The organism is Phenylobacterium sp. (assembly GCF_046590535.1).
Lineage (GTDB): Bacteria > Pseudomonadota > Alphaproteobacteria > Caulobacterales > Caulobacteraceae > Phenylobacterium.
This window is the reverse complement of sequence record NZ_JBKJTG010000117.1, coordinates 1-12,502: the sequence shown is the minus strand read 5'-3', so window position 1 is coordinate 12,502 and position 12,502 is coordinate 1. Positions and strand designations below refer to the sequence as shown.

The window sequence follows — 12,502 nt, the reverse complement described above, 5'->3', positions numbered from 1 at the left end:
GCTGGAAGCCCTAGATGCGGGCGCGGGCGAAGGGCGTCAATCGCCCGTACGCAGGGGTCAGTCCTCGGAACCGCCGTCGCCGCGGGTAGCGGCCGCGATCAGGGCGGCGATCCGGTCGGTGGAGTCGGCGGCCTGGCTAAGCATGCTGAGCGGGCCTGCGCCGGGACGCACGGCATTGTTGATCTGGCTGGCGGCCGACTGGGCCATGGCGACGGCCCCGTTCTGCACCTTGGAGAGGCCCGAGGCGGCGATCACCCGGGCCGAGGTGTCCTGGTAGATAAAGCCGTGGGTGTTGTAGGTGGAGCCGCCGAGGTCGCGCAGGGGGTCGTACCAGACCTTCACCTGGCTCCAGTCGCCGGCCTGGGAGACGTCGATCAGGGTGACGTCCTTTTCCACCTTGCCGCGAGAGCCGTCGATGGGCGACCAGTTGGCGTGGGTGATCTGCACGACGCGGTCGGTGAGCACCTGGCTGACCACGGCCACGTGGCCCAGCTTCATGCGCGCGGTGGGCTTGAAGCAGAGCACCGCGCCGGCCTTGGGCTGGACACCGGTCTCGTACTTGCCAACCGCCTGCTGCCACCAGGTCCGCGCGTCGCCGAAAATCTGAATGCCGGAAATCAGCCGGGCGAACGGGACGCACTGCCAGTAGGTATCAGCCACCGCGCCCGCGGGCGCCGCAAACGTCATGACAGCCGCGGCCGCCAGGGATCCCAGCAGGGTCTTCGTCCGTTTGGTCATGTCACGGCTACTCCCCCGACGCTTACAGTCGTAAGGGATAACCCTATCCTGCCTTAAGTGAAAAGAGGGTTTACGCGCCTGCGACCGTGCGTCGCCCTGCCAATTGGCATGACCCACCGGGTGGGTAGGGTAAAAGAACCTGCCTCTCAACGAGTAAAAACCGCAATTCTCGTTGTCAAAAATTGCGTTTCCAACAAACTAACCCATGCCTCCGCCAAGGATTGCCCTAGCCAGCTGAAATCGATCTCTAATGGGGCGGTCGGAGACTTGATCACCTGTTGCGAAGACCGAATCTCACAAGACTGTAACGATCCGAAATAAGAGCTCGGCCCTTCGGCTCCGGTGTTCGCGGAGCGACCCCCAAGAACAGCGCAGCCCTGCGCCACAATCTCGCCTTCCGGCCCGGGCGCCTGGAAAAAAGGCGGCCGCAAGGGACTTAGGCCACGCGCCACGATGCGCTAGACAAGGCGTCGACGAACAAATGGGAGCGCACTGGCGACATGGACGGCATCACGGCTCTGATGAGCGACCCCGCGGCCTGGCTGGCGCTGGCCACCCTGATTGTCATGGAAGTGGTGCTGGGGATCGACAATCTGATCTTCATCTCGATCCTCTCCAACAAGCTGCCGGAGGCCCAGCGCGCCCGCGCCCGGCGCATCGGCATCGCACTGGCGCTGATCATGCGCCTGGGACTGCTTTCCACCCTGGCCTTCATCGTGGGCCTCACCCAGCCGGTGTTCACCCTGCCCTGGCAGGGGCCCCTGGACGCTGAGGGGCACGCGGCTTTCGAGTTGGCGTTCTCCTGGCGCGACCTGATCCTGATCGCCGGCGGCATATTCCTGGTGTGGAAGGCCACCACAGAAATCCACGAGAAGGTCGATCCGGGCGAGATCCACAGCGTCATGGACACCAAGGGCGCCGTGGCGGTGAACTTCGGCTCCGCCATCGTCCAGATCCTGTTGCTGGACATCGTCTTCTCGATCGACTCGATCCTCACTGCCGTGGGCATGACCGACCACCTGCCGATCATGATGACGGCGGTGATCGTAGCGGTGGGGGTGATGCTTTTGGCCGCCGACCCGCTGGCCACCTTCATCAACAACAACCCGACCGTGGTGATGCTGGCCCTGGGCTTCCTGCTGATGATCGGCGCCGTGCTGATCGCCGACGGCTTCGGGGTGCATGTGCCCAAGGGCTACATCTACGCCGCCATGGCTTTCTCCGCCGTGGTTGAAGGGCTGAACATGGCCGCGCGCCGGCGCAAGCACCCGGCGGGCTCCGGCGAGACCCATCACTAGGGCGCTAGAGGAAGCTGTAGGGGTCGATGTCGATGGCCAGGCGGACGCTGCCCGGCGGCTTCACCCGGGCGCGCCAGGTGGCCATGTAGGCCGAGAGGTCCACGGCGCGGTCGGCGCGCACCAGGAAGCGCTTGCGCCGACGCCCGCGGATCAAGCCCAGCGGGGCGTCGGCCGGACCATAGACCTCCACCCCGTCGGCGTTGGGGGCGGCCTGGGCCATGGCGCGGACGAAGGCGTCGAGGGCGCCCGGATCGAGGCTTGAGACGATCACCGCGGCCAGCCGGCCGAACGGCGGCAGGCCGGCCATGTCGCGCTCAGCCAGCTCGGCGGCCGTGAAGGCGTCGCGGTCCTGGGCCTTCAACGCCTGCATGACGGCGTGCTCGGGGGCGTAGGTCTGCAACAGCGCGCGGCCCGGCCGGTCGCGGCGCCCGGCCCGGCCGGTGGCCTGGGCCAGGAGCTGGTAGGTCCGCTCGGCGGCCCGCAGGTCGCCGCCTCGAAGGCCCAGGTCGGCGTCCACCACCCCCACCAGGGTCAGCTTGGGGAAGTTATGGCCCTTGGCGGCGGCCTGGGTCGCCACAAGGATGTCGATCTGGCCGTCGGCCATGGCCTCCACCATGCGCCTGGCTTCGCGGGCGTCGAACACCGTGTCGGAGGAGAACACCGAGACCCGGGCGTCGGGGAACAGGCCCCGCGCCTCCTCTTCCACCCGCTCCACCCCCGGGCCGATGGAGACCAAGCTGTCCCTGGCCCCGCAGTGGGGGCAGGCAGCGGGCTTGGGCATCGAAAAGCCGGTCAAGTGGCAGACCAGCCGGCCGGAATAGCGGTGCTCAACCAGCCAGGACTCGGTGTCCGGGGCGGTAAGCTTCTCACCGCAGGCCTTGCACAGCACCAGGGGGGCATAGCCTCGGCGGTTGAGGAACAGGAGCGTCTGCTCGCCCCTGGCCCACGTCTCCCCCATGGCCGCCACCAGAGGCGGCGACAGCCAGCGTCCGGGCTCCGGCGGCGTCAGGCGCAGATCGACCAATTCGATGTCCGGTAGGGTGGCCGCGCCATGACGGGTGGCCAAACGCAGCCAGCGGTAGCGGCCCTGTTCAGCGTTGCGCAGAGTCTCCAGCGACGGCGTGGCTGAGGCCAGGACCACCGCGGCGTCCTCGATCTTGCCCCGCACCACCGCCAGGTCGCGGGCCTGGTAGATAAACCCCTCTTCCTGCTTGAAGGAAGCGTCGTGCTCCTCGTCCACCACGATCAGGGCGAGGTTGGTGAACGGCAGGAAGAGCGCCGAGCGGGCGCCCACCACAATGTGGCAGTTTCCGGTGGCCACCGCTTCCCAGACCCGGCGGCGCGCCGGGGGCGCCACGTCGGAATGCCATTCGCCGGGGGTGGCGCCGAAGCGTTCGGCGACGCGGGCGATCACCGCCTGGGTGAGCGCGATCTCCGGCAGCAGGATCAGCACCTGGGCGGTGGTATCGGCGGCCAGCGCCGCCGCCGCGGCCTCCAGATAGACCTCGGTCTTGCCCGAGCCGGTGACCCCGTCCAGCAGGGCGACGTTGAAGCCGCCCTCGGCCAGCATGGCCTTCAGCGCATCGGCGGCGGCGGCCTGGCTGGGGTTGAGCTGCGCGCCTGGCAGGGTCGGGTCAGGGTGGTCGAAGCGGGCTTCGGCGGTGACCAGGCGCAGGGACAGCGCACCTTCGTCCAGCAGCGCCTTGACCACCCCGGACGAGACGCCGGCGGCGCGGGCGAGGTCGGCGGGGGCGAGGCTGGCGGACGCCGCGGCCTCCAGCACCCGGGTGCGGGCCGGCGTCGGGCGCCGCGGCAGGGATCCGGTGGGCTCGACGAGGCGGACCGGCCGCGGCTTGGGCGCGCGGGCGCCGCGAAGCGCGATACCCAGAGCCGCGCCCGGGGCGTCCACGGCGTAGCGCGCCGCCCACTGCACGAACTCCAGGGTGTTGGGCGGCAGGCGGGGTTCGTCCAGGCGCCCGGCGATGGGCTTCAGGGGGCGGTTGCCCCCGGCGGCCTCGCGCAACGCCACCACCACGCCGCGGATCAGCCGAGGCCCCAGCGGTGCGGCCACCTGGTCGCCGACTTCCAGCGCCAGACCGTCGGGTTCCGCATAGTCGAAGGCTTCCGGCAGGGGCATGGGCAACAGGACGGAGGCGATGCGGCTCATCGGGATGCTTTTGCGCTGGCCCTGCGGACGGCTACAAGCGGCGTCAGCAAACTCAAGGTCCCTACGATGCAGCTCTTCCTCGACACCACCGACGTCGCCGTCCTGAAGGACCTCGCCGCCACCGGCCTGGTGGATGGCGTGACCACCAATCCGACGCTGATCGCCAAGTCCGGCCGCCCCATGCTGGAGGTCATCGCCGAGATTTGCGAGGCCGTCGAGGGTCCGGTGAGCGCCGAGGTGGCGGCGACCACCTGGCAGGCCATGCTGGACGAGGGCCGCAAGCTGGCCGGCGTCGCCCCCAACGTGGTGGTCAAGGTGCCGCTGACCCGCGATGGCCTGATGGCCACGGCCCAGTTCGCCCGCGAGGGCGTTCAGACCAACGTCACCCTGTGCTTCTCGGCGGCCCAGGCGTTGCTGGCCGCCAAGGCCGGCGCCACCTACGTGAGCCCGTTCATCGGCCGGCTGGACGACCACGGCGCCCAGGGCATGGACCTGATCGGCGAAATCCGAGCGATCTACGACACCTATGACTTCGACACCGAGATCCTGGCCGCCTCGATCCGCAGCCCCGCCCACGTGACCCAGGCGGCGCTCTCCGGGGCCGACTGCGCGACCATTCCGCCGGAGGTGTTCGCCGCCCTCTTCAAGCACCCGTTAACCGAAAAGGGTCTTGAACAGTTCATGAGCGATTGGGCGAAGACCGGCCAATCTATCCTGTAGGACAAAGGGGCGGACATGGACGGGTCGCAGGGCAGCCTCGAAGAAGCCCCGCTGGGGCCCGCCGCCGTCCGCCGGTTCCTGGCCGACAATCCGGCCTTCCTGCGCGAGGACGACGGCCTGCTCGACGAGCTGGGCCTCAAGGTCGCCGCCGGCAACGTGGTGGACTTCGGGCCCGCAGTCATGGCCCGGGTGCACGCCGCCCACCAGCGCGAAGCTACCCAGCGCCAGCAGGTGGAGGAGACCGCGCGAGCCAACTTCTCCGCCCAGGCGCAGACCCACGGCGCGGTGGTGGACCTCCTGGAAAGCCGCAACCCCTCTGACCTGGCGCGGCGGGTCGACAACCTGGCCCAGCACCGCTTCGGCCTGGCCGCCGGGGTCATCGCCCTGGAGACCGGGGGCTTGCCCCCCGCCGGCTGGCGCGGGCTGGTGGAAGGCCAGGTGGACATGATCCTGGACGGGCCGCAGCGGCTGGCGCGGATGGGCTTCGCCCCCACGGCGCTGGGCCTGTTCGGTGAGCGCGGCGAGAGGGTCCGGTCGATGGCCATGGTCCGGCTGGCCATGTGGGAGCCGTCGCGGCAGGGCCTGCTGGCCTTCGGCTCGGCCGACCCGGAAGGCTTCACCCCGGACATGGGCGCCGAACTGGTGGCCTTCCTCGCCCGAGTGGTGGAACGCACGGCGGAGCGGTGGCCCCTGCTGTGACCGCCCAGGAGGCCCGCGCGCTCTGGCTGCAGCACCTGGCCCAGGAGCGGCGCGCCTCACCCAGGACCCTGGAGGCCTATGGCTTCGCGGCGACCCGCTACGTCGCCTTCCTCGAACAGCACCAGGGCGAGCGCCTGACGGTCAACGGCCTGGCCGGCGTAACGCCTGCGGAGGTGCGCGCCTGGCTGGCGCACCTGCGGTCCGGCGAGCGCCCGCTGTCGCCCCGCTCCCTCAGCCAGGCCCTGTCGGCGATCCGCACCTTCCACCGCTTCCTCGACCGGCGCCTGGACGCCCCTAACGCCGCCATCGCCCTGGTGCGGGGCCCGCGCGTACGGCCAGGCGCGCCCCGGCCGGTGAGCGAGGACCAGGCCCGGGGCCTGATCGCCGAACCGGCGCTGGACCCTGACCGGCAAGGCTGGGAAGTGGCCCGCGACCAGGCGGTGCTGACGCTGCTCTACGGCTGCGGGCTGCGAATCTCCGAGGCGCTTTCGCTGAAGCGCCGCGACGCGCCCATGGGTCCTGAGCTGCGGATCACCGGCAAGGGCTCGAAGATGCGGATCGTGCCGGTGCTGCCCGCCGTGCGGGAAGCGGCCGACGCCTATGTGGGCGAGATGCCGTTCGCCCTTGGCCCCGACGAGCCCCTGTTCCGGGCCAAGCGCGGCGGACCGTTGAGCCCGCGCCACGTGCAGGCCACCGTGCAGCTGTTGCGGGGCCGGCTTGGCCTGCCCGCCAGCGCCACGCCGCATGCGCTGCGCCACTCCTTCGCCACCCACCTGCTGGGCGCAGGCGCGGACCTGCGCTCCATCCAGGAACTGCTGGGCCACGCGTCGCTATCGACGACCCAACGCTATACCGAGGTGGATGCGGCGGCCCTGCTCAGCGCCTACGCCAAGGCCCACCCGCACGCCTGAGCGCTAGACCCTTTCCGGTTCAAGTGGAATCACTTGAACCGGATAAAAAGGGTCTATCTTCAAAGTTTAGAGCCTGACGGACGCTTCAACCGGTAGCCACTTGAAGCTGTCAGGCTCTAGTTGCGCGGGGCGCGCCCGTCCTGGTCGACGCCGTAGCGGACGATGGTCGGGACCGGGCAGCCATCGGGTCGAACCGTCTTCTGATAGGTGCGGCACCGCTCCGCCAAGTGAAGTTTCAGCCACGCACCAGCCGCAGCCAGGCCACGTCGCCGTCCTCCCCGCGCTCGATACAGCGGAAGCCCTCCCGGGCGTAGAAGGCCTGGGCGCGGACGTTGGGGGCTTGGACCTTCAGCGAAACCGGCCCGTCGGCCAGGGCGGTCACATGGTCGAGCAGCGCCTTTCCGACCCCGGCGCCGCGGGCCTCCACATAGAGGGAGTGGAGGAAGTTCTGTGGACGGAAGAAAGCGGCGACACCCAGCAGGCGGCCGTCCTCCAGGGCCACATAGATTTCCTCGTCCCGGGCCGCGCCGAAGAAGTCCTCGGCCTGGTGCCGCTCGGGCGCCTGCCAGTGAAAGGTGTCGCGCAGCACGCGGACATAGAGGTCGGCGCAGTCCGGCAGCTCCTCCGGCCACGCCCGGCGGATTTCGCGCCTGGGGCTCAAGCCTGCATCGTCCACCCCTCGACGCCCATGGCGGCCTGACGCAGGGCCTCCGACAGGGTGGGGTGCGGGTGGCTGGTGCGGGCGACATCTTCCGACGCGGCCCGGAACTCCATGGCCACGCAGTACTCGGCGATCATCTCGCCCACATGAGGGCCGATCATGTGGACGCCGAGGATCTCGTCGGTGACGGCGTCGGCCAGCACCTTCACGAAGCCCTCCGCCTCGTGGTTCACCTTAGCCCGGGAGTTGGCGGAGAACGGGAACTTGCCGGCCTTGTAGGCGCGGCCCTCGTCCTTCAGCTCTTCCTCGGTCTTGCCCACCCAGGCGACCTCGGGGAAGGTGTAGACCACGCTGGGGATGATCCCATAGTTCACGTGGCCCGCCTGGCCGGCGATGGTCTCGATGCAGGCCACCGCCTCGTCCTCGGCCTTGTGGGCCAGCATGGGACCGTGGGTGACATCGCCGATCGCCCATACGCCGGGGGCGGACGTCTTCCAGTGGTCGGTCTCGATGAAGCCGTGCTTGTCCGCGGTGATGCCGACGCTCTCCAGGCCCAGGCCCTCGGTCACCGGGCGACGGCCGATGGCCAGCAGCACATAGTCGGCCTTCAGGGTCTCCGCGGGGCCGCCGGCCACCGGCTCGACGGTGAGCTCGACCCCGGCGTCGCCGGCCTTGGCCCCGGTCACTTTCGACCCGAGCTTGAACACCATCCCCTGTTTGGTCAGGGAGCGCTGGAAGGTCTTCGCGGTCTCTGCGTCCATGCCAGGGGTGATCCGGTCCAGGAACTCCACCACCGTGACCTGGGCGCCCAGCCGGCGCCACACCGAGCCCAGCTCCAGGCCGATGATGCCGGCCCCGATGACGATCAGGCTCTTGGGGACGTCGGCCAACTCCAGGGCGCCGGTGGAATCGACGATGCGCTTCTGGTCGACCGTGACGCCGGGCAGGGTCGAGGGCTCCGAGCCGGTCGCGATGACGATGTTCCTGGCCTCCAGCGTGGTGACCGCGCCGTCCTCGGCGGTCACCTCCACCTTGCCCGGGCCGGCCAGCTTGCCGGTTCCCTTGATCCAGTCGGCCTTGTTCTTCTTGAACAGGAACTCGATGCCCTTGGTGAGCGCGGTGACGCTCTCGGCCTTCTGCTTCATCATCTGCGGCAGGTTGAGCTTGGGCGTCACGTCGATGCCGAGGCCGGCGAAGTCCTTGCTGGCCAGCTCGAACATCTCCGAGGCGTGCAGCAGCGCCTTGGACGGGATGCAGCCCACGTTGAGGCAAACACCCCCCAGCGTGACGCGCTTTTCCACGCACGCGGCTTTGAGGCCAAGCTGGCCCGCCCGGATCGCGGCGTTATAGCCGCCGGGACCGCCGCCGATGATCACCACGTCGTAGGGGATTGCGCTGTCAGCCATGGGTTCGCCCGCCGTTCAGATTGGGCGCACCCTAGGCATGGGAAGACTGAGGTCAACCGGCCCGGAGCTCAGGCCGGCGCGGGTTGGGCGCGCCGTCGTTCGCCCAGCCAGAGCAGCACCCCGCAGGCCACCATGAAGGCCAGGATGTAGTTGTCCGACCGCAGCTCCGCCGGAGTGAACACCTGACCATAGGCCGGCAGGGTCTTCATGGTCGCCCACAGCGCCATATCGAGGATGAAGGCGGCCGCGTAGGGGGCCATTGCACGTCCGCCGCGCAGCAGCCGCCAGGCGGCGACCAGGAACAGGGCCACCACCACCAGCCACAGCGCCAGATGCCACCAGGCGGTGGCCTGCCAGAGCGGGATCATCAGGGCGACCTCGCCGGTGGGGTTGTCGAACATCCCCAGCTTGAAAGCCGCGTCGGTGGCGATGGGAAACAGGCTGAACAGGGCGTAGGCGCCGATCAGGGCGCCCAGCAGGTAGCGAAGGATCGGCATGGTCACTCCCCCGCAATGGCCCCGATAACCGGGGCGTCCGCCGGAAAGCTGCGCTCGCCTAACGCCGTTGTCTAGACGTCCAGCAGCAAGCGCTGGGGATCTTCGATGGCTTCCTTCACGTGGACCAGGAAGGTCACCGCGCCCTTGCCGTCGACGATGCGATGATCGTAGCTCAGGGCCAGGTACATCATCGGCCGGATCACCACCTGTCCGTCGATGGCCATTGGCCGCTCCTGGATCTTGTGCATCCCCAGAATGCCCGACTGTGGGGCGTTGAGGATCGGCGTCGACATCAGCGAGCCATAGACCCCGCCGTTGGAGATGGTGAAGGTGCCGCCCTGCAGGTCCTCCAGGGCGAGATGGCCGTCGCGGGCCTTCTTGCCCACCGCGGCGATGGCCTTCTCGATCTCGGCCAGGCCCATGGCGTCGGCGTCGCGGACCACCGGCACCACCAGGCCCTTCTCGGTGCCGACAGCGACCCCAATGTCGTAGTGGTTCTTGTAGATGATGTCCGTGCCGTCGATCTCGGCGTTGACGTCGGGCACCTGCTTCAGGCCGTGGATCACCGCCTTCACGAAGAAGCTCATGAAGCCCAGCTTCACCCCATGGCGCTTCTCGAAGGCGTCCTTGTATTCGTTGCGCAGCGCCATGACGTTCGTCATGTCCACCTCGTTGAAGGTGGTCAGCATAGCCGCGGCGTTCTGCGCCTCCTTCAGCCGGCGCGCGATGGTCTGGCGAAGCCGGGTCATGCGGACCCGCTCCTCGCGCTCGTGAACCTCGCGCGGGGCGGCCGGGGCGGCGGGCGCGGCCGGGGCCTGGCTACGGGCTTCCAGGGCGGCCAGCGCATCGCCCTTGGTGATGCGGCCGTCCTTGCCGGAGCCGGCGATGGCTGCGGCGTCTAGCTTGTTCTCCGTCATCACGCGCTGCGCCGATGGCGCCAGCACCTTCTCCGCCTTGGGGGCGGTCATGTCGGGGAGCGGACCTGAGGTCGGCGGCGCCTTGCCTGGGGTGGCTTCGGGCTGCAGCTCGCCGGCCGGAACAGGCGCAGGCGTCGAAGACGGTGCGGCGGTCGCGGGGTCGGTCGCGGGTTGGGGCACAGGCGCGGCCGCGGGCTCCGGCTTGGCGGCCGGGGCGGCCTTGGCGGCGGCGGCGCCTTCGGTGATCCGGCCAAGCACGGCGCCCGGCTCGACGGTGGCGCCTTCCTCGGCGGAGATCTCCGCCAGGACACCATCCGAGGGCGCGGCCACTTCCAGGCTGACCTTGTCGGTTTCCAGCTCCACCAGGATCTCATCCTTGCGGACCGCGTCTCCGGCCTTCTTCGTCCAGCGCGCCACCGTGGCTTCGGTGACGGACTCGCCCAGCGCTGGCGTCATGATGTCGGCCATAGGGGAAGCGCTCCTTGGTGCTCTTTACGGGTCGTATACGATCAGGCGAAGGCTTCGGCGAGGAAGGTCTCGAGTTCCTTCAGGTGGCGGCTCATCAGCCCCGCCGCCGTGGAGGCCGAAGCCGGCCGGCCCACGTAGCGGGCGCGCTTGGCCTTGACCGCCAAGCGCTCGAGGGTCAGTTCCAGCCAGGGGTCGACAAAGGTCCAACCGCCCATGTTCTTCGGCTCTTCCTGGACCCAGACCAGCTCGGCGTTCTTGAAGCGCTTCAGCTCGTTGGTCAGGGACTTCAGCGGCCACGGATAGAACTGTTCGAGTCTGAGGATATAGACATCGTCGCGGCCGACCTTGGCGCGCTGCTCGATCAGGTCGAAATAGACCTTGCCCGAGCACAAGACGATGCGGGCGATCTGGTCGTCGGGCTTCAGGGCCACGCCGCCCACGTCGCAACCGACCTCGGCCCCATCGATCATCACCCGGTGGAAGCCCGAGCCCCCGGCCATGTCGGCGAGGTTGGAGACCGCGCGCTTGTGGCGGAGCAACGACTTGGGCGTCATCACCACCAGAGGTTTTCGGAACTCGCGCAGCACCTGACGGCGCAGCGCATGGAAATAGTTGGCCGGGGTGGTCGGATTGACCACCTGGAGATTGTCCTCGGCGCAGGCCTGCAGGAAGCGCTCAAGACGGGCGGAGGAGTGCTCCGGCCCCTGACCCTCGTAGCCGTGCGGCAGGAGCAGAACCAGGCCGCTCATCCGCAGCCACTTGCGCTCGCCCGACGAGATGAACTGGTCGATGACCACCTGGGCGCCGTTCACGAAGTCTCCGAACTGGGCTTCCCACATGGTCAGCGTGTCGGGATCGGTGAGCGAGAAGCCGTACTCGAAGCCCAGAACCGCCTCTTCCGACAGGGCCGAATCCAGCGCCTCAAAGTGGGCCTGGTTCGGGCCCAGGTTACGCAGCGGGAAGTAGATCTCCTCCGTGACCTGGTCGATGACGCCAGTGTGGCGCTGGGTGAAGGTGCCGCGCACGCTGTCCTGGCCGGAGAGGCGCACGGGATAGCCCTGGTCCAGCAGGGTTGCGAAGGCCAGGTGCTCGCCGGTGGCCCAGTCCAGGCCCTCGCCCTTCTCGATGGCATCGCGGCGGTTCTGGATCACCCGCTCGACGGTCTTGTGGACGACGATCCGCTCCGGGATCGTGGTGATGAGGCGTCCCAGGTCGAGCAGCTTCTGCTTCGACACCCCGGTGGTGAACCGCTCGTCGCCGGCCGGCAGCTTGAAGCCCGACCACTTGCCGTCCAGCCAGTCGGCCTTGTTGGCCTTGTAGCCCTTTCCGGAATCGAACTCTGCGTCGAGGAAGGCGTCGAACTCGGCGATCCAGCCGTCCACCTCGGGCTGGGTCGCCACGCCCTCGGCCACCAGCCGGCCGGCGTAGAGGTCGCGCACCCCCGGGTGCTGCTTGATCTTGGCGTACATCAGGGGCTGGGTCATCGTCGGGTCGTCGCCCTCGTTGTGACCGAACCGGCGATAGCAGAACATGTCGACGACCACGTCCTTGCCGAACTGCTGGCGGTACTCGGTGGCGACCTTGGCGGCGAACACCACGGCCTCGGGATCGTCGCCGTTGGCGTGGAAGATCGGCGCCTCCACCATCAGGGCCACGTCCGACGGATAGGGCGAGGAGCGGCTGTTCTTGGGGCTGGTGGTGAAGCCGATCTGGTTGTTGACCACGAAGTGCATGGTCCCGCCGACGCCATAGCCGCGCAGGCCCGAGAGCGCGAAGCACTCGGCCACCACGCCTTGGCCCGCGAAGGCCGCGTCGCCGTGCAGCAGCAGCGGCATCGCGTGGCCGCGCCCGGCGGTGGGCCGTTCGCGCAGGGTGAAGGCCTGCTTGGCGCGGACCTTGCCGATCACCACGGGGTTGACGATTTCGAGGTGCGACGGGTTGGCGGTCAGCGACAGGTGCACCGAGTTGCCGTCGAACTCGCGGTCCGACGAGGCGCCCAGGTGGTACTTCACGTCGCCGG

The 12,502-nt window shown here is 68.9% G+C and carries 11 protein-coding genes; 4 read left to right on the top strand and 7 right to left on the bottom strand.

Going from position 1 to position 12,502, the window contains the following annotated elements; genetic code table 11:
• Window positions 1–57: 57 nt before the first annotated feature.
• Entirely contained in the window at window positions 58–738 is a 681-nt protein-coding gene (locus tag ACLL81_RS06965; protein WP_411287620.1) for a CHAP domain-containing protein, read from the bottom strand.
• A gap of 500 nt (window positions 739–1,238) precedes the next feature.
• Between ACLL81_RS06965 and ACLL81_RS06960 the strand changes: the two genes are divergently transcribed.
• Window positions 1,239–2,036, top strand: a complete 798-nt coding sequence (locus ACLL81_RS06960; RefSeq protein WP_411287619.1) for a TerC family protein — start codon at window positions 1,239–1,241, stop codon at window positions 2,034–2,036.
• Between the two features lie 4 nt (window positions 2,037–2,040).
• Here the strand turns inward: ACLL81_RS06960 and ACLL81_RS06955 are convergent, their stop codons facing one another.
• A complete protein-coding gene (locus tag ACLL81_RS06955; RefSeq protein WP_411287618.1) occupies window positions 2,041–4,203 on the bottom strand; it encodes a primosomal protein N' in 2,163 nt (720 codons plus the stop codon).
• Between the two features lie 66 nt (window positions 4,204–4,269).
• Between ACLL81_RS06955 and fsa the strand changes: the two genes are divergently transcribed.
• The 3 genes from fsa to ACLL81_RS06940 are packed head-to-tail and all read left to right on the top strand — an operon-like array spanning window position 4,270 to window position 6,533.
• On the top strand, window positions 4,270–4,923 hold the full coding sequence (fsa, locus tag ACLL81_RS06950) for a fructose-6-phosphate aldolase (protein ID WP_411287617.1): 654 nt from the start codon (window positions 4,270–4,272) through the stop codon (window positions 4,921–4,923).
• Between the two features lie 15 nt (window positions 4,924–4,938).
• Entirely contained in the window at window positions 4,939–5,622 is a 684-nt protein-coding gene (locus tag ACLL81_RS06945) for a DUF484 family protein (RefSeq protein ID WP_411287616.1), read from the top strand.
• Window positions 5,619–6,533, top strand: coding sequence for a tyrosine recombinase XerC (locus ACLL81_RS06940; protein WP_411287653.1), 915 nt, complete (start codon window positions 5,619–5,621; stop codon window positions 6,531–6,533). The genes ACLL81_RS06945 and ACLL81_RS06940 overlap by 4 nt, the downstream gene beginning before the upstream one ends.
• A gap of 235 nt (window positions 6,534–6,768) precedes the next feature.
• Here ACLL81_RS06940 and ACLL81_RS06935 read toward each other — a convergent pair whose 3' ends face one another.
• The 5 genes from ACLL81_RS06935 to ACLL81_RS06915 all read right to left on the bottom strand — a co-directional run.
• Window positions 6,769–7,194 carry a GNAT family N-acetyltransferase gene (locus tag ACLL81_RS06935; RefSeq protein WP_411287615.1) on the bottom strand — a complete coding sequence of 142 codons (426 nt, stop codon included), beginning with the start codon at window positions 7,192–7,194 and terminating at the stop codon, window positions 6,769–6,771.
• A complete protein-coding gene (gene lpdA / locus ACLL81_RS06930; RefSeq protein ID WP_411287614.1) occupies window positions 7,191–8,600 on the bottom strand; it encodes a dihydrolipoyl dehydrogenase in 1,410 nt (469 codons plus the stop codon). Before lpdA ends, ACLL81_RS06935 begins: the two co-directional genes overlap by 4 nt.
• A 68-nt stretch (window positions 8,601–8,668) precedes the next feature.
• Entirely contained in the window at window positions 8,669–9,097 is a 429-nt protein-coding gene (locus ACLL81_RS06925; RefSeq protein ID WP_411287613.1) for a hypothetical protein, read from the bottom strand.
• Between the two features lie 71 nt (window positions 9,098–9,168).
• Window positions 9,169–10,482 carry a 2-oxoglutarate dehydrogenase complex dihydrolipoyllysine-residue succinyltransferase gene (gene odhB / locus ACLL81_RS06920; RefSeq protein WP_411287612.1) on the bottom strand — a complete coding sequence of 438 codons (1,314 nt, stop codon included), beginning with the start codon at window positions 10,480–10,482 and terminating at the stop codon, window positions 9,169–9,171.
• 41 nt (window positions 10,483–10,523) lie between these two features.
• The coding region (locus ACLL81_RS06915) for a 2-oxoglutarate dehydrogenase E1 component (protein WP_411287611.1) at window positions 10,524–12,502 on the bottom strand (1,979 nt) is incomplete at its 5' end.